This is a genomic window from Azospirillum sp. NS33 (genome assembly GCF_059703765.1).
The window spans coordinates 62,712-84,364 of record NZ_BAAKJB010000025.1 but is presented as its reverse complement, the minus strand read 5'-3'; the positions used below and the strand labels follow the sequence as shown (position 1 = coordinate 84,364).

General features: G+C 72.8%; 20 protein-coding genes. 11 read left to right on the top strand and 9 right to left on the bottom strand.

The features are described 5' to 3' along the window. Positions 1-40: 40 nt before the first annotated feature. The 8 genes from AC6H2I_RS20990 (at position 41) to AC6H2I_RS20955 (ending at position 9,995) form a co-directional block, all read left to right on the top strand. Positions 41-1,579, top strand: a complete 1,539-nt coding sequence (locus AC6H2I_RS20990; protein ID WP_497502658.1) for a class I adenylate-forming enzyme family protein — start codon at positions 41-43, stop codon at positions 1,577-1,579. A 46-nt stretch (positions 1,580-1,625) separates the two neighbouring features. Beyond that, positions 1,626-3,665 carry an asparagine synthase (glutamine-hydrolyzing) gene (gene asnB / locus AC6H2I_RS20985; RefSeq protein WP_497502657.1) on the top strand — a complete coding sequence of 680 codons (2,040 nt, stop codon included), beginning with the start codon at positions 1,626-1,628 and terminating at the stop codon, positions 3,663-3,665. A gap of 57 nt (positions 3,666-3,722) precedes the next feature. Continuing rightward, positions 3,723-4,730 (top strand): NAD(+) synthase, encoded by a 1,008-nt coding sequence (gene nadE, locus AC6H2I_RS20980; RefSeq protein ID WP_497502656.1) that lies wholly within the window; start codon positions 3,723-3,725, stop codon positions 4,728-4,730. Further along, a complete protein-coding gene (locus tag AC6H2I_RS20975) occupies positions 4,727-5,836 on the top strand; it encodes a GNAT family N-acetyltransferase (RefSeq protein ID WP_497502655.1) in 1,110 nt (369 codons plus the stop codon). The genes nadE and AC6H2I_RS20975 overlap by 4 nt, the downstream gene beginning before the upstream one ends. Positions 5,837-6,073: 237 nt before the next feature. Continuing rightward, the gene (locus AC6H2I_RS20970; protein WP_497502654.1) at positions 6,074-7,111 is read left to right on the top strand and encodes an LLM class flavin-dependent oxidoreductase; all 1,038 of its coding nucleotides are present in this window, start codon (positions 6,074-6,076) and stop codon (positions 7,109-7,111) included. Beyond that, entirely contained in the window at positions 7,092-8,750 is a 1,659-nt protein-coding gene (locus tag AC6H2I_RS20965) for an amino acid adenylation domain-containing protein (RefSeq protein ID WP_497502653.1), read from the top strand. Before AC6H2I_RS20970 ends, AC6H2I_RS20965 begins: the two co-directional genes overlap by 20 nt. Further along, entirely contained in the window at positions 8,747-9,718 is a 972-nt protein-coding gene (locus tag AC6H2I_RS20960) for a methionyl-tRNA formyltransferase (protein ID WP_497502652.1), read from the top strand. Before AC6H2I_RS20965 ends, AC6H2I_RS20960 begins: the two co-directional genes overlap by 4 nt. A gap of 10 nt (positions 9,719-9,728) precedes the next feature. Next, positions 9,729-9,995 carry an acyl carrier protein gene (locus AC6H2I_RS20955; RefSeq protein ID WP_497502651.1) on the top strand — a complete coding sequence of 89 codons (267 nt, stop codon included), beginning with the start codon at positions 9,729-9,731 and terminating at the stop codon, positions 9,993-9,995. A 31-nt stretch (positions 9,996-10,026) separates the two neighbouring features. Here AC6H2I_RS20955 and AC6H2I_RS20950 read toward each other — a convergent pair whose 3' ends face one another. Together AC6H2I_RS20950 and AC6H2I_RS20945 are read right to left on the bottom strand one after the other, a co-directional pair. Next, entirely contained in the window at positions 10,027-10,584 is a 558-nt protein-coding gene (locus tag AC6H2I_RS20950) for a cupin domain-containing protein (protein WP_497502650.1), read from the bottom strand. Between the two features lie 84 nt (positions 10,585-10,668). Continuing rightward, a complete protein-coding gene (locus tag AC6H2I_RS20945; RefSeq protein WP_497502649.1) occupies positions 10,669-11,202 on the bottom strand; it encodes a hypothetical protein in 534 nt (177 codons plus the stop codon). A gap of 287 nt (positions 11,203-11,489) precedes the next feature. On the opposite strand from AC6H2I_RS20945, the gene AC6H2I_RS20940 reads away from it, so the two are divergent. Further along, positions 11,490-11,933: a group III truncated hemoglobin gene (locus AC6H2I_RS20940; RefSeq protein WP_497502648.1), complete on the top strand. Its 444-nt coding sequence runs from the start codon at positions 11,490-11,492 to the stop codon at positions 11,931-11,933. A gap of 11 nt (positions 11,934-11,944) precedes the next feature. On the opposite strand, the gene AC6H2I_RS20935 is transcribed toward AC6H2I_RS20940, so the two are convergent. Both AC6H2I_RS20935 and AC6H2I_RS20930 read right to left on the bottom strand, forming a co-directional pair. After that, a complete protein-coding gene (locus AC6H2I_RS20935) occupies positions 11,945-12,520 on the bottom strand; it encodes a hypothetical protein (RefSeq protein WP_497502647.1) in 576 nt (191 codons plus the stop codon). 97 nt (positions 12,521-12,617) lie between these two features. Next, on the bottom strand, positions 12,618-12,884 hold the full coding sequence (locus AC6H2I_RS20930; RefSeq protein WP_497502646.1) for a hypothetical protein: 267 nt from the start codon (positions 12,882-12,884) through the stop codon (positions 12,618-12,620). A 181-nt stretch (positions 12,885-13,065) separates the two neighbouring features. Here AC6H2I_RS20930 and corA point away from each other — a divergent pair, with 181 nt between their 5' ends. Both corA and AC6H2I_RS20920 read left to right on the top strand, forming a co-directional pair. After that, the gene (gene corA, locus AC6H2I_RS20925; protein ID WP_497502644.1) at positions 13,066-14,049 is read left to right on the top strand and encodes a magnesium/cobalt transporter CorA; all 984 of its coding nucleotides are present in this window, start codon (positions 13,066-13,068) and stop codon (positions 14,047-14,049) included. A gap of 15 nt (positions 14,050-14,064) precedes the next feature. Beyond that, positions 14,065-14,490: a hypothetical protein gene (locus tag AC6H2I_RS20920; RefSeq protein ID WP_497502643.1), complete on the top strand. Its 426-nt coding sequence runs from the start codon at positions 14,065-14,067 to the stop codon at positions 14,488-14,490. A gap of 37 nt (positions 14,491-14,527) precedes the next feature. On the opposite strand, the gene AC6H2I_RS20915 is transcribed toward AC6H2I_RS20920, so the two are convergent. The 5 genes from AC6H2I_RS20915 to gabD all read right to left on the bottom strand — a co-directional run bounded on the left by AC6H2I_RS20915 (position 14,528) and on the right by gabD (position 21,483). Then, a complete protein-coding gene (locus tag AC6H2I_RS20915) occupies positions 14,528-15,472 on the bottom strand; it encodes a DMT family transporter (protein ID WP_497502642.1) in 945 nt (314 codons plus the stop codon). Between the two features lie 102 nt (positions 15,473-15,574). Next, positions 15,575-16,942: an HlyD family type I secretion periplasmic adaptor subunit gene (locus AC6H2I_RS20910; protein WP_497502641.1), complete on the bottom strand. Its 1,368-nt coding sequence runs from the start codon at positions 16,940-16,942 to the stop codon at positions 15,575-15,577. Next, a complete protein-coding gene (locus tag AC6H2I_RS20905) occupies positions 16,915-19,137 on the bottom strand; it encodes a peptidase domain-containing ABC transporter (protein ID WP_497502640.1) in 2,223 nt (740 codons plus the stop codon). The genes AC6H2I_RS20910 and AC6H2I_RS20905 overlap by 28 nt, the downstream gene beginning before the upstream one ends. A 177-nt stretch (positions 19,138-19,314) precedes the next feature. Further along, positions 19,315-19,770 (bottom strand): flagellar basal body-associated FliL family protein, encoded by a 456-nt coding sequence (locus tag AC6H2I_RS20900; RefSeq protein ID WP_497502639.1) that lies wholly within the window; start codon positions 19,768-19,770, stop codon positions 19,315-19,317. 219 nt (positions 19,771-19,989) lie between these two features. Continuing rightward, positions 19,990-21,483, bottom strand: a complete 1,494-nt coding sequence (gene gabD / locus AC6H2I_RS20895; protein ID WP_497502638.1) for an NADP-dependent succinate-semialdehyde dehydrogenase — start codon at positions 21,481-21,483, stop codon at positions 19,990-19,992. Positions 21,484-21,653 lie beyond the last annotated feature (170 nt).

Below are 21,653 nucleotides of genomic sequence, written 5' to 3'. Positions count from 1 at the left end.
CGCCGACCCGCGACGACGGCCGACAGCACGGAGCCGACCCATGGCCTTCCTGGTTCAGCATTTCCTTCGCGACACCGCCCGGCGGATGCCGGACAAGACCGCCCTGATCGCCGGCAGGGTCCGGCGCAGCTTCGCCGAGCTGGACCGCGACAGCGACGCGGTCGCGGCCACCCTCCAGAGGCAGGGGGTCGGCCGGGGCGACCGCGTGGCGATCATGCTGGAGAACGGCGCGGAGTACGTCACGGCGTTCTTCGGCGTGCTGAAGGCCGGGGCGGTCTACGTGCCGGTGAACCCGTCGACGAAGGCCGACAAGCTGGCCTACATCCTGGGCGACTGCGGGGTGCGGGCGCTGGTCGTGCCCACCGCCCTGGCCCGCAGCGCTCTGCCCGCGCTCGACGCGGCGCCGACGGTGACGGCGACCCTGTGGGTCGGGCCGGCGGTGCCGGAGCGTGCCGGGGCCGCGTCCTACACCGCGGCGGTGGCGGCCGCTGGGCGGCCGGCGGAGTCCGGCCTGATCGACCAGGATCTGGCGGCGATCCTCTACACCTCCGGCACCACCGGCCGGCCCAAGGGGGTGATGCTCAGCCACGCCAACCTGTGCGCCACCAACCGCTCCATCGCCACCTATCTCGCCAACGTGCCCGAGGACGTGGTGATGTGCGTCCTGCCGGTGACCTTCGGCTACGGCCTGTCCCAGGTCGTCACGTCGGCCCTGGTCGGCTTCACCCTGGTGCTGGAGCGCTCCTTCGCCTTTCCCGCCGACACGCTGGCCCGCATGGTCGAGCACGGCATCACCGGCCTGGCCGGCGTGCCCACCCTGTTCGCCACGCTCCTGCAGATGGAGGCTGTGCGGACCGCCGATCTGGGGCGGCTGCGCTATCTGACGAACGCCGCCGCCCCGATGCCGGCGGCCCACATCCGCAAGGTGCGGGAGCTGTTCCCGCGGGCGGCCTTCTTCTCGATGTACGGCTGCACCGAGTGCTCGACCCGCGTGGCCTATCTGGAACCGGCCCGCCTCGACGACAAGATCGCGTCGGTGGGCCGCGCCATCCCCAATTGCGAGGCCACGGTGCTGGCCGAGGACGGCCGCCCGGCCGCCCCCGGCGAGGTCGGCGAACTGGTCGTGCGCGGCGCCAACGTGATGCTCGGCTACTGGAACCGCCCGGACGCCACGGCCGAGCGGCTGCGCGACGACCCGCGCGGCGGCAAGCGCTACCACACCGGCGACCTGTTCTACGCCGACGCCGACGGCTTCCTGCACTTCGTCGCCCGCAAGGACGACGTCTTCAAGTGTCGCGGCGAGAAGGTCAGCCCCAAGGAGGTCGAGGCGGTGCTGTGCGAGCTGGACGGCGTTGCCGAGGCCGGGGTCACCGGCGTCCCCGACCCGGTGGACGGGATGGCGGTGAAGGCGTTCCTGGTGCCCGCCGAGGGCGCCGCGATCACGGAGGCCCAGGTGCGCCAGCACTGCCGCGGCCGCCTGGAGAGCCACATGGTCCCGAAGTTCGTCGAACTGCGGACCGAGCTGCCCAAGACGGAGTCCGGCAAGCTCAAACGCGCGCTGCTCGCCGAGACCGCCTGACCGACCCGACCGTCGACGACCCGAGCAAGAGAGAAGGAGAGCGCCCATGTGTGGTGTCGCCGGGGTCCTGAGCGGCCCGCGTGCCGAGCCGCCCGATCTGGAGGAGCTGCGGCGGATGATCGCCATGCTCGGCCATCGCGGGCCCGACGGCTACGGGCTGTACCGCGACGACCATGCCGGCCTGGCCCACGCGCGCCTCAGCATCGTCGGCCTGGCGGGCGGCTTCCAGCCGATCCGGAACGAGGACGGCACGGTGTGGATCTCCTTCAACGGCGAGATCTTCAACCATGTGGAGCTGCGCCGCGACCTGCAGGGCCGCGGCCATCGCTTCTACACCGACACCGACACCGAGGTGATCGTCCACGCCTACGAGGAGTGGGGATCGGGCGCCTGGGCGCGTTTCAACGGCCAGTACGCCTTCGCCCTGTGGGACACCATCGAGCGGCGGATGTGGCTGGTGCGCGACCGCATGGGCATCCTGCCCCTGCACTACGCCCATGTCGGCGACCGCGTGGTCTTCGGCTCCGAGGTCAAGGCGCTGCTGGCCGGCGGCCATGTGGCGCCGCAGTTCGACGGGGGGCGGCTGGCCCAGGTGTTCGCCCACTGGTCGGTCGCCCCCCATGGCAGCGTGTTCGCCGGGGTGCAGGCGGTGCCGGCGGCGACCGCCCTGTGCATCGACGAGACCCTGGCGATCCGCGCCGAGCGCTACTGGACCCCCAACCTGGAGAGCGACCCGTCGCTGGCCCATTTGTCCGTGGACGAGGCGGCGGAGGCCCTGGGTGAAACGTTGTACGATGCGGTTCGCCTGCGCCTGCGCGCCGACGTGCCGGTCGGCGTGTATATTTCGGGGGGCCTCGATTCCTCCGTCATTGCCGGGCTGGTGCGCTGGGGCAAGACCGGCGGCGTCCACAGCTTCGGCGTCCGCTTCGCCGACCCCGCCTTCGACGAGACGCCGCAGCAGCGCATGGTGGCCGGCGTCACCGGCACCGACCACCACGAGATCGTGGTCGGGCCCAAGGAGATCCAGGAGGCGCTGCCCCAGGTGGTCTGGCACGCCGAGACGCCGCTGCTGCGCACCGCACCGGCGCCCATGTTCATGCTGTCGCGCCTGGTCCACGACAACGGCATCCGCGTCGTCCTGTCGGGCGAGGGCGCCGACGAACTGCTGGCCGGCTACGACGTCTTCAAGGAGGACCGGGTGCGCCGCTTCTGGGCGCGCCAGCCGGAGTCCCCCATGCGCGCCAAGCTGATGAGCCGGGTGCACGCCTTCACCGCGATGGGCGGCAACAAGGGCAGCGGCCTGTGGCAGAGCTTCTTCCGCCGCGGCCTCCAGGACCAGGACGATCCGTTCTACGCCCACCGCATCCGCTGGACCAACACGGCCTGGACCCAGCGTCTGCTGTCGCCCGACGTGCGCGCCGCCTACGACGGCGCCCGGGTCGAGGCGGCCATCCGCGCCGGCCTGCCCGAGGAGTGGGCGCGCTGGACGCCGATGTCCCGGGCGCAGATGGTCGAGATGGACACCTTCCTCACCCCCTACCTGCTGGCCAGCCAGGGCGACCGGGTCGCCATGGCCAACAGCATCGAGGTCCGCTACCCGTTCCTCGATCCCGAGGTGGTGGAGCTGTGCAACGCCCTGCCGGAGCGGGTCAAGATGCTGGGGCTGCGCGACAAGCTGGCGCTGCGCCGGTTCGCCGGGCGCCTCCTGCCCAAGGAGATCGGCAACCGGCCCAAGCGGCCCTACCGGGCGCCGATGACCACCGCGCTGTTCGGTGCCGACGCCCCGGACTACGTGCACGACCTGCTGTCGCCGGAGGCGCTGGACCGCTTCGGTCTGGTCGACAGCGCCGCCATCGCCCAACTCGCCCAGCGTGCCCATCGCCAGGACGGCCGCATGGCCGGGGAGCGCGAGGAGATGGCCCTGGTCGGCGCGCTGACCCTGCAGATGCTGGCCCAGGCCTACCGCGAGGACTTCCGCCACCACGCAGCCCTGGCCCGCGGCCGGCTCGAGACGGCGCCGGTCCACGTCCTGGAAGACCGCGCGGCGGGCGGCCGGGCCGCCCGGGGGGGCCCCCCCCCCGCCTGACCACCGCAACCACCACCTCCGACCACCACCGCACACGCGAACCGGGGAACCACACCCATGTTGAACGACCTGCACCCCTTCGACCGTCGCGTCCTCGACCTCGACTGCGCCGCCGCCGCCCGGGCGATCGAGCAGTCCATCCGCGACGCCGTCGCCGTCGACCTGCGCCGCCAGGGCGTCGTGCTCGGCGTGTCCGGCGGCATCGATTCCTCGGTGTGCGCGGCGCTGGCCGTCCGTGCGCTCGGGGCGGAGCGGGTCCGCCTGCTGCTGATGCCGGAAAAGGAATCCTCCGACAGCAGCACCCAGCGCGGCCGCCTGTTGTGCCATCAGCTCGGCGTCGAGCCGGTGATGGAAAACATCACCGCCCCGCTCGAGGCGCTCGGCTGCTACCAGCGGCGCGACGCCGCCATCGGCCGGCTGATCCCCGGCTTCGGCCCGGGGTGGAAGCAGAAGATCGGGTTGGCGGGTGGCCTGCTCGACCATGACCGGGTCAACTACTTCACGATCACCGTTCAGTCGCCGGACGGCGAGATGACGACGGTCCGCATGCCGGTCGACGTCTATCTCGAGGTGGTGGCCGCCACCAACCTGAAGCAGCGCGTCCGCAAGACCATGGAATACACCCACGCCGACGCCCTGAACCATGCGGTTCTGGGCACGCCCAACCGGCTGGAGTACGAGCTGGGGTTCTTCGTGCGCGGCGGCGACGGTCTGGCCGACCTGAAGCCGATCGCCCACCTCTACAAGAGCCAGGTCTACCAGATGGCGGCGTGGCTGGAGCTGCCGGAGGACATCCAGAACCAGGCGCCCAGCACCGACACCTACACCCTGCCGCAGACCCAGGAGGAGTTCTACTACGCGCTCCCCTTCGACAAGCTGGACCTCGCCCTGTTCGCCTTCGGCAACGGCGTCTCGGAGGAGGCGGCCGCCCGCGGCCTGGGCATCGAGCCCAAGCAGGTGCACCGCGTCTACCGCGACATCGTCGCCAAGCGCCGCACCTCCGCCCGCATCCTGCGCGACGCCGTGCTGGTGCAGGCGATCGACATGCAGGGGGCGCTGGCATGAGCATCATCGCCTCGGCCAGCCGCGGGATCGGGCGGTGCCAGCCGCACGACCGCCCGGAGCTCGAGGACTTCCACCGCCGCTTCTTCGGGGCCGGGTCCCTGCAGGCCGACCCGGCGTGGTTCCGCTGGGTCTACGAGGAGGTGCCGCACCCCGACGCCGAGGGGTTGCAGCTCTGGCTGTGCCGGCGCAAGGACGCCATCGTCGGCCAGCAGGCGGGCATCCCCTTCCGCCTGAAGGCCGGCGACCGGACGGCCCGGGCGTCGTGGGGCATCGACCTCATGGTGGCGCCGGAATGGCGCCTGCGGGGGGTCGGGCCGGCCCTGACGGAGACCCACGCCAACACCGGCGAGGTCACCGTCTCGCTGGGCATGACCGACCCGGCCTACAAGTCCTACATCCGGTCCGGCTGGTACGACCTCGGCGCCATGCCGACCTGGCTGCGGGTGCTGGACGCGCCGGCCGCCCTGGCGGCGGCCGGGCACGACCGGCCGGCCCGGCGCCTCGCCGCCCAGGCGGCGCGCCCGGCCCTGGGCCTGGCCGCCGCCGGCTTCGCCGCGGCGGCGCGTCTGGGCGGCGCGCGCCTGGTCGAGGTCGACGGCTTCGACGAGCGCTCCGATGCCCTGTGGGCGGAGGCGGCGCCCCACCATCCGGTGATCGCCCAGCGCGACAGCGCCTTTCTTCGCTGGCGCTTCGACCGCTGCCCGGCGGCGGCGCGCCACCGCCGGTTCTACGTCACCCGGCGCGGCCGGACGGCGGCCCATGCGGTGGTCCGGCTGGACCGCTGGAAGGGGGTGACCGTGGCGGTGGTGGTCGACTATCTCGCCGTGCCCGGCGCGCTGCGCCCGGCCTTCGCGCTGCTGGTCGACTGGGCCCGCCAGGAGGGGGCGGCGGCGCTGCTGTGCCGCACCGTCAACGCCGCGGCGGCCCCGGCCCTGCGCCCCATGGGCTTCCTCTGCCTGAAGGAGGGACTCAACAAGGCGACGCGCGTGGTCGCCCGGGCCAGCCCGGGCCGCGAGGACCTGAAGCCGCTGCTGGACGATCCGGCCAACTGGTTCCTGACCACGGCCGACAGCGACATCGGCTTTCGCGAGCTGGGCCGTGACTAGAAGGGGGTGGCTCCGGCCGGCCTCATCCGGCCGGGGCACCTCCGCCACCCCGCATCCCCCGTCCGGCGTGTTCGAACGCGGCGCGCTCCGCCCTTCGAACAGCGGCGATTCATCCGGGTCACCCTCCGCCCGCGCCATGGCGGACGTCCGGCGGCCCATCCTAGATGTCCTTGCCGAGGCCGGCCGCACCCGCGGTGACGCGGCCACGCCGGCAACAGCGAACTGGCGGTGATCCCGATGACCATACGCGCCCCCGACGGCCTGACCGTCTATTCGACCTGCCCGCAGTCCAAGGACGTGCCCCAGGCCGACTACCTCCGCACCGCGGTGCGGCACGCGCAGTGGAGCGAGGAGGCGGGCTGCGCCGGCATGCTGCTCTACACTGACAACGGCCTGGTCGACCCGTGGCACGTCGCCCACGCGCTGATCACCGAGACCGATTCCCTGGCGCCCCTGGTGGCGGTGCAGCCGGTCTACATGCACCCCTACTGGGTGGCCAAGCAGATCGCCACCCTGGCCCACCTGCACGGCCGCAAGGTGGCGCTGAACATGCTGGCCGGCGGCTTCAAGAACGACCTGGTGGCCCTGGGCGACGACACACCCCACGACGACCGCTACCGCCGCACCGTGGAGTACACCGCCATCGTCCGCGGCCTTCTCGAGGGGCGCCAGCCGGTGACCCTCAAGGGCGCCTACCACGACGTCGCACATCTCACCCTGGCGCCGGCGTTGCCCGAGGCACTGTTTCCCGACCTGCTGATCTCCGGCTCCTCGGCGGCGGGGATGGAGGCGGCGCGCGCCATCGGCGCCACCGCCGTGCGCTATCCGAAGCCGGCCGAGCAGGAGGCCGGCGAGGCCGAGCTGGCCGGCGTCCGCTGCGGCGTGCGTGTCGGCATCGTCGCCCGCGACAGCGCCGACCGCGCCTGGCGGGTGGCGGCGGAACGCTTCCCGTCGACCCGCCAGGGGGAGCTGATGCACCGCCTCGCCATGAAGGTGTCGGACAGCGTCTGGCACCGCCAGCTCTCCGACCTGGAGGAGCGGCCGGCCGGGCCCGACAGCCCGTACTGGCTGGGACCCTTTCAGAGCTACAAGACGTTCTGCCCCTACCTCGTCGGCACCCACGAGGATGTGGCGGCGGAGCTGGCCCGCTACATCGCCAAGGGGCATCGGACCTTCATCCTCGACATCGCCCCCTCGGCGGCGGAGTTCGAGCACATCAACATCGCCTTCGACCTAGCCATGAAACAGGTGAGCCATGCCCAAGCTGCTGCATGAGCTGGTGAGCGACGCGGCCGCCCGCCATCCCGCCGCGACCGCCGTCGTCATGCGCGACCGGCGGCTGACCTACCGCCAGATCGACGACGCCAGCACCCGCCTCGCCCGGGTCCTGCGGGACGCCGGTTGCCGCGACGGCGACCGGGTGGGGCTGATGCTGCCCAAATCACCGGACGCCGTGATCGCCATGCTCGGCGCGCTGAAGGCGCGCTGCCTCTACGTGCCGATCGACGTGCAGAACCCGGCGCCGCGCGCCGCCCGCATCGTCGACGCCTGCCGGCCGCGGGTGCTGCTGGCCGGCAAGCCCGCGGGCCCCCTGCTGGAGGCGGTGCGGGCCGCCAGCCCCGCCGCCGCCGCGGCCATCGTGGGCTGGCTGGGCGACGACGCGCCGGCCGGTGCGGCCCTGACCCAGGACCACGCGGACGCCCAGTCCGCCGCCCCCCTGGTGCTGTCCGGCGCACCCCAGGCCAACGCCCACATCCTCTTCACCTCCGGCTCCACCGGGCTGCCCAAGGGCGTGGTCATCCCCCACGCCAGCGTCGTCGCCTTCGTCGCGTGGGCCACCGCTCACTTCGGCTACCGCCCGGGCGACCGGGTGTCCGGCCACGCGCCGTTCCACTTCGACCTGTCGACCTTCGACGTCTACGGCGCGCTCAGCACCGGGGCGGAGCTCCACCTGGTGCCGCCCGAGCTGAACCTGCTGCCGGCCAAGCTGGCCGCCTTCATCCGCGAGCGCGCGCTGACCCAGTGGTTCTCGGTGCCGTCGGTGATGAATTTCATGGCCCGCATGGACGCCGTGCGGGACGGCGATTTTCCCAGCCTGAAGCGGGTTCTGTGGTGCGGCGAGGTGCTGCCCACCCCGGCCCTCATCCATTGGATGCGCCGCCTGCCCCACGCCAGCTTCACCAACCTCTACGGTCCCACCGAGGCCACCATCGCCTCGAGCTTCCACACGGTGGCGGCGGTTCCCGAGGACGCCGGCCAGACCATCCCCATCGGCACGCCCTGCGCCGGCGAGCGCATGTTCGTGCTGGACGACGCCGGCCGGCCGGCCGCCGACGGCGCGACCGGCCACCTCTTCATCGCCGGGTCGGGGCTCGCGGAGGGCTATTGGGAGGACCCGGAGAAGACCGCGACCGCCTTCGTGCCGGCGGTCGACGGCGACGGCCGCATGTACCGCACCGGCGACCTCGCCAGGCGCGGCGCCGACGGGGTGATCCACTTCGTCGGCCGCGCCGACACCCAGATCAAGAGCCGCGGCTACCGCATCGAGCTGGGCGAGATCGAGGCGGCGCTGGGCGCCGTCGACCGCCTCAAGGAGTACGCCGTGGTCGCCGTCGACCGCGATGCCTTCGAGGGGGCCACCATCTGCTGCGCCTACGCGACCAGGGACGGGCTGGAGCTGCCGCCGGCCGAGCTGCGCACCCTGCTGGCGGCGCGGCTGCCCGCCTACATGCTGCCGACGCGCTGGCACGCCATGGACCCCCTGCCCAAGAACGCCAACGGCAAGATCGACCGCCGCCGCCTGCAGGACGAGGTGTTCGCGCCGGCCGCCCCGCGGGGTGCCGCCCCGGTCGCCGCCCCGGTCGCCGCCCCGGTCGCCGCCCCGGTCGCCATGGCCGAGCGGGGTGCCGCATGACGGGCCCGCGCACGGCCTTGAACCTGCTGCTGGCGGTGGAGGAGGCGGCCGGGCTGCAACTCCTCCAGGCGCTGGCCCGGACGGAGCACCGCATCATCGGCGTGCTGGCGTCCCCGGGCGGCACGCCGTCGGGCGGGCCCAGCGTGTGGCAGGCGGCCCGGCGGCTGGGCATCGCCACCTGGCCGGCGGCGTTCGTGCGGCGGCCGGAGTTTGCCGAAGCCGTCCGCGCCAGCCGGGTCGACGTCCTGCTCAACGCCCACTCCCTGCACCTGGTGTGCCCGGAGGTGCTGGAGGCGCCGGCGCTGGGTGCCTTCAACCTGCACCCCGGCCCGCTGCCCGCCTACGCCGGCCTCAACGCGCCGAGCTGGGCGCTGTTCAACGGCGAGGCGGAGCACGCGGTGACCGTCCACCGCATGGTTCCGCGGGTCGACGCCGGCGCGGTGGCCTATGTCGAGCGGTTCCCGATCGCCGCGCGCGACAGCGCCCTCACGCTCTACGTGACGTGCACCCGTCTGGGCGTGCCGCTGATGCAGCGTGTGGTGGAGACGCTGGCGGCCGACCCGGCGGCCCTGCCGGCGATTGCGCCGGGCGAGGCGGGACGCCGCGTCCACGGCCGCCGCCCCCCCAACGACGGGTGGATCGACTGGACGTGGCCGGCGGCCCGGGTGGCGGGCCTGGTGCGCGGTTGCGACTTCGGCCCCTTCCCCGGCGCCTGGGGACTGCCGCTCGCCGACCTCCGCGGCCAAACCGTGATGCCCACCAGGGTGGCGCTGACCGGGGAACCGGCGGCGGCCCCGGCGGGGCTGGTGCTTGCCGTCGACGCCGCCGGAGCCCGCGTCGCCTGCGGTGACGAGGCCCTGCTGGTGGAGAAGCTCGCCGTCGACGGGCGCCGCGTTCCCGCGGCGACCCTGCTGCGCCCCGGCGACCGTCTGTCCGCCGCCACGTCCCTTTCCTTCCAGGCTGCCTGAGGTGTCAACGATGGCGACGTCCCAATCCATCGAAACCGATCTGATGGACATCTTCGCGACCGATCTCAACGTCGCGGTCCCCGATCCCGAGACCGACCTGATCGACAGCGGGCTCATCAACTCCGTGACCTTCGTGGAGCTGGTGATGGTCGTCGAGGAGCGGTTCCACGTCACCGTGCCGCTGGACGAGCTGGAGCTCGACCAGCTCGGCTCGGTGCGCCAGATCGCCGGCCTGGTGGCCTCCCTGGTCCGCCACAGCGACGCCGCGGCGGCCTGACGCCCGCCCCGCCGCCGGCCCCTCCCTCACCTCAGCAGCTTCGTCCCCAGGCGCGGATCAGCGGCCCGTCGCTGCCGAACACCGGGTCGGCGGCGGGCAGCGCCACCCGCGGCACGGTGGCGCGGGCGCGGGCGTGCTCGTCCGCGGTGCCGGTGTTCATGTCCGGGTGCTGCCCCGCGGGGTAGGCCCCGACCACCAGGAAATCCGGCGTGGCCCCCAGGTTCTTGTGGCCGACCCCGGCGGGGATCACCACCACGTCGCCCGCCGCCACCTCCACCGTCACCCCGCCCTCGCCGCCGAAGCGCACGCTTGCCCGGCCGGCGGCGATGCCGAGCGCCTCATGGGCGGTGGCGTGGTAGTGGTGATGGCCGAAGATGCCGTTGCGCCAGCCGCCGCGCCAGCCGTTGCGGGCGAACGCCTCCTCGAACGCGGCGGCGAGGTCGCCGCCGGGCCCCGGCACCAGGGCGCGGCGGTGCAGCACCAGGGGCAGCTCCGGGTTGTTGGGAATGCGGCCATCGTCGGCCAGCAGGATGGTGTCCGTCCCGGTCATCGCCCGCGCCGGTCGGTCCGGCGGCCGCGCCATGGTCATGGTTCCTTCTCCTCGCTGGCGGCCCCCCTTGGGGGGATCACCAGGAAGGTGGGGCGGGGGCGGCGCGCGGCAAACCCGCAGCGGCTACTCGAACTCCTCCAGCACCTTGGGGCTGCGCTCCAGCAGCGTGTCGATCATCTTCAGGATCTCTTCGATCTTGCCGCGGGTGGCGTCCAGCTCGTCGGCGGTCTTGTCGTCGATGCCCGCCTCCATCAGCATCTGGTCGAAATAGCCGAGCACCTCGGTGAAGGCGTCGTGCTCCGAGCGCAGGACGTCGAAGGCGCCCAGCGACTGGGTGAGCGCCAGCGGCGGGTCGCCGATGAAGCCGTGGCTGATGTCGGTGAAGGCCTGGAGCTCGGTCAGGGTCTGGCGCACCAGCCACTGCGCCATGTTGTCCGGCACCAGCGAGCCGGCCAGGGGAATGCGCTCGCCGATGGAGACGATCAGCCCCTGGATCTCCAGGTGCTTGGTGCGGATGTCGCGGAACTGCGGCAGGGTCTTGGGCGGCCCGGCGTCGCGGTGACGGCGCATGTCGATGATGTCGGCGACGAGCTTGCGCGCCATCTGCTTGGCGATGTCCGCCTCGCGCGGATCCGGTCCTCTCTTCGGCTGGGCCATGAACGATCCCCTTTCCGCGCCTTCCGCGCTCGATACTCTACAGGAGCACTCCTGCAGCATGGAACCTCAAAGAGAGCGGGGTCCATGGAATTTCGCGCAAAATTATGGTGAATACGAACAATCGCTGCCGGCGTGCACCGGCCAGGGGGGCCTCGTGGAGTCGCCAGGGGGGCGGCCACGCCCGGCCCTCCAGCGCCGCACGCGACGAATCGCCGCGGACGCCCCGATCGGCGCGGCCCCGGTCTATGCTGGTGCCATCCCGTCGTCCCGTCCGCGAGGCCCCGCCCATGCCGCCGACCGCCGCCACCGTCACCGAGGCCGCCATCGCCGAACTGGTCGACCGCTTCTACGACCGGGCGCGGCGGGATCCGCTGCTCGCCCCGGTGTTCGCCGACGCCATCGACGACTGGGACGGACACCTCGCGGTGATCCGCGATTTCTGGCGCCGCCATCTCCCGGTCGACGGTCATGCCGGGGATGGGGGCGGCCATGGCGGTGGGCATGGCGGCGGTGGTGGCGGCGGCGGCGGCATGTTCATGCGCCACGCGGTGCTGCCGCTGGAGCCCGCCCATTTCGACCGCTGGCTGGCGCTGTTCGACGCCACCGCCCGCGAGGTGCTGCCGCCGGCCATGGCGGCGCGCGCCATGGCCCGGGCCGAGCACACCGCCGCCAGCCTCCGGGCGGGCCTGTTCACGGTGCCGGGCCACCGCTTCGGTGGACCGCCGCGCTAGGCGCCGGGCGTTCAGGGTTGGCGGGCGCCGGTGGCGGCGAGGTACTGGGCGGCGGCGCGCAGCAGGAACTCCACCACCGCAAGATCGCCGGCGGAGCGGTCGACGCCGCCCAGCAGGCCACGGCGCTCGGCGTCGGCCAAGCCGGCGGCGATCGCCTCGGCGGTCAGGGCGGCGCGGCGCCGACGGGCCGGCGTCGTCGCCAGCCGGGCGAGCTGGCCGCCGCAGGCGGCGTCGATGGCCACCAGGTCGGGCAGGTCGTCGGCGAGGTAGGCGGCCTCGCCGTCCGGCGGCGCCGAGCCGGTGTGGGAATGGGCCAGCAGAGCCGTCTCCACCGTCTGGCGGAACACCGTGCCACGCGGCGCGGACCGCCGGCGCAGCCGCAGCGCCATCACCGAGAAGAGCTGGGCCACCGATTCCGCGGCGTCGGCCGGCACCTCGTCGACGATGTCGAGGATCTCGGCGCTGACGGCGTTGCGGGGCACCACGCCCGGCCGCGCGATCGAGGTGGCGAAGACGGCGATCAGCGTGCGCAGGGCGTCCGCCTGTTCGTCCGGCGTGATCTTGCCGAGGTCCCCGTGCTCGAACATGGGCGCTCTCCTGTGGTGGGCCGGCGCGGCCCCGTCTAGGGAGAATGGGCGCCGGGGGGCCGCTCGTAAACCGCTCGTTCGGCGATCGTGGCGTGGCTCAGGTGCCGCCGGTGGCGTCCGGACCCAGGCCCTCGAGGGGGCCGGGCAGGGTCGCCGGGTCGGTGCGGTCCCAGCCCTGACGGCGTTCCGCCACGCCGGGTCCCGCCGGCCCGCCATCCGCGACGCCCGGCGCGTCGGGACGGGCCACGGCGGCGGCCGGTGGGGCGCCGGCGTCGGCGCGCGGGGTCTGGCCGCAGGCCGCGGCCAGCAGCAGGGCGGCGAGCGGCGCGGCGGCTTTGGCCACGCCTCGGACGGGGCGGATCATGGGCGGCGTCCTTGTGGTGATCTCCCGGTGCAACAGCGTCGGCGCCCCTTTCGTCGCGCCGGAGGCGGCGCTACAGTCGCCCATGCCCCGCACCCCAGCCCATCCCCCTCCCCATCCCCATCCCCCGGCATCGCCTGTTGCCGCCGCCCCGGACCCGGTGGCTCCCTCGGGGGCTCGCTCGGTGGACCACGCGGGGGGCAGGGTCGTCGCGGCCGCCGTCTACGCCGAGGGGCGGCGGCTGGCGGACATCGCCGTGGCCGACGGGCGGGCCTGGACCGAGCGGCCGGGGCACCTGGTGTGGATCGGCCTGTACGAGCCGGGGGAGCCGGAGCTGGAGGCGCTGCGCCAGCAGTTCGGCCTGCACCCGCTGGCCATCGAGGACGCGCTGCACGCCCACCAGCGCCCCAAGATCGAGCAGTACGGCGACGGGCTCTTCCTGGTGCTGCGCACCGCCGGCCTTGCCCACGGCCGCGTCGTCTTCGGCGAGACCCACGTGTTCGCCGGCAAGAGCCATGTGGTCACCGTGCGCCACGGCGCGTCGGCGTCCTACGCCCCGGTGCGGGCGCGCTGCGAGGCCTCGCCGGCCCTGCTGCGCCACGGCGCCGACTTCGTGCTCTACGCGGTGATGGACTTCGTGGTCGACAGCTATTTCCCCATCCTCGACACCCTGCAGGCGGAGGTCGAGCGGCTGGAGGGCCGGCTGCTGCGGCGCCCGCCGACGGCGGCGGAGGTGGAGCGCATCCATCAGGTGCGCCGCGACCTGGAGAGCCTGCGCCGCGCCGCCTCGCCGCTGCTGGAGGTCTGTCTGCGGCTGGAGCGGTTCCACATGCCGATGATCGACGCGGAGGTGGCACCCTACTTCCGCGACGTCCACGACCACGTGACCCGGGTCAACGAGGCCATCGATTCCCTGCGCGAGGTGCTGCGCTTCGCCTTCGACGCCAGCATGATGCTGGCGACCATGCGCCAGGGCGACGTCACGCGCCGGCTGGCCGCCTGGGCGGCGATCCTGGCCATCCCCACGGCGGTGGCCGGGATCTACGGCATGAATTTCGACCACATGCCCGAGCTGCACTGGCGCTACGGCTATTTCGCCGTGCTTGCCGGTGTCGCCGCGGTGTGCGGCATCCTCTACGTCCGCTTCCGGCGGACCGGTTGGCTGTAGCTGGAGTCCCGATCGATGCCCCGTCCCGACGCCCCACCCTCCCCCGACGCCCTGCGCGCCCTGGTGGAGACCTTCCTGCGCTGCCCGACACAGGACCAGCTCGACGCCGTCCAGGCGGCGCTGCGCGCCCACCAGACCGCGTGGATCCGCGCCCGCGCCGGGCACGACGCCCCGGCGGCCACGGCCGGGGCCGGCGCGGCCGCGCCGGCCGCCGTGGCCAAGCCCCGCTTCCGCATGCCGGACGGCGAGCGGGCGGTGCTGGAGCGGATGGCCGACGGCTGGCAGCCGACCACCGCCGAGGTCGGCCGCTGGGCGTGGTTCGAGGACCGCGAGCTGGTGCGCCTGGAGCCCAACCCCGCCGGGCAGGGGCCGGAGGTGCTGTGCCTCACCCCCGCCGGGTGGAACGCCGTCGGCCGCCCCGCACCGGCGGGGACGCCCTGACGGACCAGCATCCGCAAGCGGTGGGCCGCCGCCGGGGTCACGTCCCTGGGCGTGGCGTTCCGGTTCGGCGACCGGATGGCACCGACAGAAGTCCGCCGCCGACGATCAGAGCCATCCCGAACAGAGAGACGACGTCGGGAACCTCGGCGAAGAAGAGAATGCCGAACAGGACGGCGAACCCGACATAGGCGTAGTCGAACACCCCGACCATGGCCGGCGGGCCGTTCTGGTAGGCGATCCCCGCGCCGACGCTGCCGACCAGGATCGCCGCCGCCAGGATGGCCATCGACGTCCACTCGGACGGTCCCATCGGCGACCACCCCGCCAGGAGGAACCCATCCCGGGCGGCGTCCGGCACCATCGCCACCACGGCGGTGGCGACGCCGCCGACCAGGACGAAGGCGAGGTGCAACGCCAGCGACAGAACAACCGGGTGCTCGTTCCGGCAGCGGACGCGCGTCAGGATCATCGCCGCCGCGTACAGCATCGCCGACAGCAAGGGCAGGATGGCGGCGATGCCGACGTCCCCGGCGTCCGGCCGGAGGATCAGCAGCACGCCGAGGAACCCTCCGATCACCGCGACCCAGCCGAGGCCGGTCACCCGCTCGCCGCCGAAGACGGCGGCGAACACGGTGATGAAGATCGGTGCGGTGTAATAGGCTGCCGCGGCCGCGGCCAGCGGCATGAGCGGCAGCGCCGCGTAATAGGCGATCCACATCGCCGCCAGCAGGAGGCTGCGCAGGACCACCCACGCCGCCGCGCGCGGTGCCCTCCGCCCCCGCGGCACCGTCCGGACGAGGACCGGCAGCAGGACGGGAATCACCAGGAGGGAACGAAGAACGAAGATCTGCCAGATGGCGAAACGGCCGCTCGTCAGCTTGATCAGCGCGTCCCCCAGGGACAGCGACAGAACGGTCAGCAGGATCGCGCCCACCGCCAGGGGAATGTTGTCCGCCGCCTCGCCCGGTGGTCGCCGCGCCACAGCCACTCCCTCACCACACCCGGATCCGGAAACGCCGGCGGAACACGCCCGGCGCCACGACGATGAACGCCCGCGCTCCTTGCCCAGCAGCGCGGGCCCCCATCACGGCTCGCGGATGCTCTCGTCCAGGCCGCGCAGCAGCGGGTAGAGGAAGTAGCTGAGCACCGTGCGCTTGCCGACCGAGATCTCCGCCGACAGGGTCATGCCCGGCAGCAGACGGGAATCGGCGCCGACCCCGCGCAGGGCGATGCCGCCGAGGTCGAGGCGGCCCATGTAGTAGGCCTCGCTGCCCTGCTCCGCGCCGACGGCGGTGCGCTCCCGGGCGAAGGCGTCCTCGGAGATCGTGCGCAGGGAGCCCGGCACCGTGCCGTGCTTCTGGAAGGGAAAGGCGTCGATCTTGATCCGCGCGGTGTCGCCGGCGCGCAGGTAGCCGACGTCGCGCGCCTCAATCTGCACCTCGGCCTCCAGCGGGGCGTCCAGAGGCACCAGGGTCACCAGCGGCTCGGCCTCGCGCGCCACCGAGCCGCGGGAGCGCTTGGCCAGCTCCAGCACCACCGCGTCGGACGGGGCGGTCATCACCACCAGCTCCGACCGGCGTTCCGCCTTGGCGAGCTGCTCGGACATGCTGTCGCGCTCGCGCTTGGCGGTGACCAGCTCCTCCAGCGCCTTCTGCTGCCACTCCTGCTCGAAGCTCTGGCGCTCGGCCTCGACCACCGCCAGCTCCTGGCGCAGCTCGAAGTCCTTGTTGAGCGCGCGCTGCAGCTCCTGCTCGACCTCCAGGCGCTGCTCGCGGCTTTCCAGCATCAGCAGCTTGGAACCGGTCTGGCGCTGGTGCAGCTCCTCGCGCATGCTCTCCACCTCGGCCATCGCCTGGACGCGCTCGCGCAGCACCGCCTGGTCGCGCACGTTGCTCTGCTGCAGCGCGCCGATGCGGCCCACGTTCTCGTCGTAGAGCTTGCGTTTGGCGGCCCGGAAGGCCTGGCGCTCGCGGTAGAGGGATTTCTGCAGCCGCTCGTCGGGGGTGTCCTCCGGCAGCGCCGCGTCGCCGCCGCCGGCCAGCTCGGCCTCCAGCCGGGCGACCTGGGCGTCCAGGCTGTTCAACCGGGTCTTGAGCTGGGAGACGTCCGACGTGGTGAAGGTGCTGTCGAGCGTCACCAGGAGGTCGCCCTTGCGCACCACCTGCCCGACCTTGACGTTGATGTCGCGCACCACCGCCGTCTCCAGCGGCTGGATGACGATGGTCGCCGGGGTCGTGACCAGCTTGCCGCGCGCGGTGACCACGCGGTCGATCTCCGACACCGCGGCCCAGGCCACGCCGGCGGCGATCAGCGCGACCAGCGCGTACAGGGTCATGCGGGCCAGCAGCGGCAGCGGGCGCGCCTCGATGGCGTCGGCTTCCGACAGGAACTCCAGCTCCAGCTTGCTGGGCTTGTCGGACCGGGTCAGCCGTGGCGGTTCTGTTGAGCCCATAGGTGCCTGTAGGTGGAGCAGCGGGGGAGAAGATCGGCGTGGTGGCCCTGATCGATGATCTGGCCGCCTTCCATGACGATGATGGTGTCGGCGCCGGCGATGGTGGACAGGCGGTGGGAGACGATCAGCACCGTCCGCCCCGCCGAGATGGCCTGGAGGTTGTCGAGGAAGATCGCCTCGCTGTCGGGATCGAGGGCGCTGGTCGCCTCGTCGAGGATGAGGATGCGCGGGCGCGGCAGCAGGGCGCGGGCGATGGCCAGGCGCTGGCGCTGGCCGCCCGACAGGTTGGCCGCCGCCTCCTCGATCACCGTCTCGTAGCCCTGGGGCATCTTCTCGATGAACTCGTCGGCACCGGCCAGCCGGGCCGCGGCGACCACCTCCTCGAACGGGGCGTCGGGGCGGGTGACGGCGATGTTCTCGCGCACCGTGCCGCGGAACAGGAAATTCTCCTGCAGCACGATGCCCAGGGAGCGGCGCAGGTGCGGCAGGTCGATCTCGCGGATGTCGACGCCGTCGAAGCGCACCACCCCCTGCTGCACCGGGTACAGACCCTGGATCAGCCGGGTCAGGGTGGTCTTGCCGGATCCGGAGCGGCCGACGATGCCGACCACCGAGCCAGGGGCGATGTCGAGGCTGACGGCGTCCAGCGCCGGCACCGGGTTGAGGCCGTAGCGGAAGGTCACGCGGTCGAAGGCGAGCGCGCCCTTGAGCTGCGGCGTCAGGCCGGACTGGCCGGAGCGCCGCTCGGGCGGGCGGCCCATGACCTGGGCCAGCATGCGCACCGACAGCGCCGTCTCCTGGTACTCCTGGACCAGGCCGACCACCTGGACCAGCGGACCGACCACCCGGCCGGCCAGCATCTGGAAGGCGATCAGGGCGCCGACGCTGAGGCCGCCGGTGAACACGTCCTGGGCGCCGATGGCGACCACCGCTACCAGCATCAGCCGCTCCAGCAGCGTGGTCACCGCCTGGGCGCCGTTGGAGATCTGGCCGACGCTGAGGTGGAGCTGCACCGCGCGTGCGGTGCGGTCGTCCCACTTGCGCCGTTGCACCGGCTCGATGGCCGAGGTCTTGACCGTGCGCATGCCCTGGATCGTCTCGACCAGCATGCCCTGGCGCTGCGCCTCGGCGTCGTAGAGCGCCTGGAGGCGGCGGCGGAACGGCCCGATCAGGGCCACCACCACGGCGGCGATCAGGACGCCGAACACCAGGACCACCGCCGACAGCTTGCCGGAGTAGAGGAACAGGATCGGCACGAAGAGGAACAGCGCCGTGCAGTCCAGCGCCGTCAGGAACAGGCGGCCGGTGAGGAACTGGCGGATCTTTTCCACCTGCTGCATGTGGCGCAGGGTGACGCCGGCGGTGGTGCTCTCGAAATAGTCGATGGGCAGGGCCAGCAGGTGGCTGAAGGTGCGCCGCGACAGCCGCATGTCGATGCGGTTGGTGGCGGCCAGCAGCAGGTAGCGGCGCAGGAAGCTGAACACCGCCTCGAAGGCCAGCGCCCCGGCGACGCCGGCGGCCAGCACCCACAAGGTGGCGATGGCGTGGTGCACCAGCACCTTGTCGATCACCAGCTGGAAGAAGATCGGCACCGACAGCGCCAGCAGGTGCAGGACCACGGCGGCCAGGGCGATGTCGCGGAACGCCGTCTTCTGCTTCAGGATCTCGGGCACGAACCAGGCCAGGCCGAAGGGCTGGTTCTCGTCGGTCAGGCGGTAGGCGCGCTTGAGCAGCACCACCTCGCCCGTCCACTGGGCGCAGAACTGGGCCTCGTCCAGGAAGAAGATGTTGCGCTTGTCGGCCAGCGGGTCGAGCACGCCGACCTTCACCACCTCGTCCTGGAGGGACGGGCCAACCACCACGACGGTGTTGCCGTTGGCCAGCCGGGCCAGCAGCGGGAACACCTTGCCCAGCCCCACCAGCGCCTTCCAGGTCAGGGTCCGGGCCTTGGCCTGCAGGCCGATGCTCCGGGCCAGGCGCAGCAGCGCGTGGGTCGGCGGTTCGGCCGCCGGCAGAACATTGTCGTGGACCAGCCGGTCGACGGTGGTGGAGACGCCGTGGTGGCCGGCCACCGCGACCAGGCATTGCAGGGCGCTGTGGGGGGGACGCTCCAGCTCGTCCACGACCACCGTCAGCGGGGGCGTTGCGGCGGCGGCCGGATCGCGTTCGGCCTCCAGTACGTTGCTGTCTGCCATGACCTCGGTTTCGCGGATTGGACCCTTGGCGGGATCACCGTCCCCGCCGCGCTTCCCGTTCTAGCGACAATTGGTTAAGTTTGGTTAATGGGCGCGCATCTAATTCGCCCGCGCCCGTCGGGCCGAGGGGCCGCCGAGGGGGCATGGCACCGCCTTGTCCCGGCGTGCGCCGGCGCGTCACCGGATGACGAGGCTTTCCAGCAGCACGTCTCGCACCCTGAGCGGCCGGATCTCGCGGTCGACGACGGCGGTCACCGTGCTCTTGATGAGCTTGGCGCCCTCCGCGCCGCGCAGGCGGTCGACGTCGATCAGCCGCATGCGGTCGCCGAGACGGTCGGCGATGCGGGTGGCGAAGGAATCGGTCACCGCGGGATCGATGGCGGCGTCGAGCTCGATCTTGACCCGCAGGTCCATCGCCCGCGCCCCCGGCATGACGAAGGACATCTCGGGAAGCGTGGCGTAGTTGGGGCCGGCCTGTCCGGGGGGTGCGAACATGCGGTGGGCCTGGACCGCCTTGACCACCGCGGCCCCGGTGCCGCCGACCAGCACCAGCACGGCCAGCATGCCGGCGACCAGCAGGGGCACCCTCAGCTCGGCCTCATCGCCGTTGCGGCGGCGCCAGACGATGCGCACCCCACCCTCCTCCGCACCCCGATGCCACGCAACCTGTCGCCACGCAACCTGTCGCCACGCAACCCGGCGCCCGCGATGCGGGCGTGCGGGGTGCCGGAAGCGCATTGCCGGCATTTTAGATGGATAACCGGAGGCGGTCAAATCCCACGCGCGGCGCGGCAAGGGTACCGACACCGACGTCGGGGGCGCGTGCCCCCGCCCGTCGCCCCGCGCCCGCCGTCAGCGGTCGACGCCGCCCATGCACAGGTACTTGATCTCCAGGAAGTCGTCGATCCCGTACTTGGAGCCCTCGCGGCCGGTGCCGCTCTCCTTCATGCCGCCGAACGGCGCCACCTCGGTGGAGATGATCCCCTCGTTGATGCCGACGATGCCGTATTCCAGGCGCTCCGCCACCCGCCAGACGCGGCCGACGTCGCGGGCGTAGAAATAGGCCGCCAGCCCGAACTCCGTGTCGTTGGCCATGGCCAGCGCCTCGTCCTCGGTGGCGAAGCGGAACAGCGGGGCGACGGGGCCGAAGGTCTCCTCGCGGGCCACCGTCATGGCGGGGGTGACATCGGCCAGCACCGTCGGCTCGAAGAAGGTGCCGCCCAGGGCGTGGCGCTTGCCGCCGATCACGACCCGCGCGCCCTTGTCGAGGGCGTCGCGGATGTGGTCCTCGACCTTGGCGACGGCGGCCGCGTCGATCAGCGGCCCCTGCTGCGCCCCCTCGGTGGTCAGGCCGGGGCCGACGGTGAGGGCGGCGACGGCGGCCGCCAGTTTCTCCGCAAAGGCGTCGTAGACGCCGTTCTGCACCAGCAGCCGGTTGGCGCACACGCAGGTCTGCCCGGTGTTGCGGTACTTCGAGGCCATGGCGCCGGCCACCGCGGCGTCGAGGTCGGCGTCGTCGAAGACGATGAAGGGGGCGTTGCCGCCCAGTTCCAGCGAGACCTTCTTCACGGTGCCGGCGCACTGGGCCATGAGCTGCTTGCCGATCTCGGTGGAACCGGTGAAGGACAGCTTGCGCACGGTCGGGTTGCCGGTCATCTCGCCGCCGATGGCCCGGGCGGAGCCGGTGACCACCGACAGCACGCCGGCCGGCACCCCGGCGCGGGCCGCCAGCTCGGCCATGGCGAAGGCCGTCAACGGGGTCGCGGTCGCCGGCTTGATCACCATGGGGCAGCCGGCGGCCAGCGCCGGCCCGGCCTTGCGGGTGATCATGGCGGCGGGAAAGTTCCAGGGGGTGATGGCGGCGGTGACGCCGATCGGCTCCTTGAGCACGAGGATGCGGGTGCCGGGCTTGTGGGTGGGGATGGTGTCGCCGTAGACCCGCTTGCCCTCTTCGGCGAACCACTCCAGGAACGCGGCGGCGTAGGCGATCTCGCCGCGCGCCTCGGCCAGCGGCTTGCCCTGCTCGGCCGTCATGATGCGGGCAAGGTCCTCCTGGTTGGCCATCATCAGGTCGTGCCAGCGCCGCAGCACCGCCGCCCGCTCCTTGGCGGTGCGCGCGCGCCACGCCGGCCAGGCCTGCGCCGCCGCCGCGATGGCCCGGCGCGTCTCCGCCGCGCCCATGTTGGGCACGGTGCCGATGGTGGCGCCGCCGGCCGGGTCGGTGACCGGCACCGTCTCCCCGCTGTCGGCGTCGACCCAGCCCCCGTCGACGAAGGCCTGGAAGCGCAGCAGCGACGGATCCTTCAGCCCGAGGCGGGCGGCGCTCTCGGCGGCGTCCAGCGGCATCTCGATTCTCCCCGTGTTGACCGGTTGGTTGGCGCGAGTATAGGCCGCCGCGGCCGCCTGGCAATGACGCGGGAACCGGCGTGCGACCGAAGGTCATGCATCGTTGGCTTGCATCGCGCCGGGGGCTGCCCTACGAAAGGGATGTCCGCGCGCCGGAGCCGGCGTGCGGA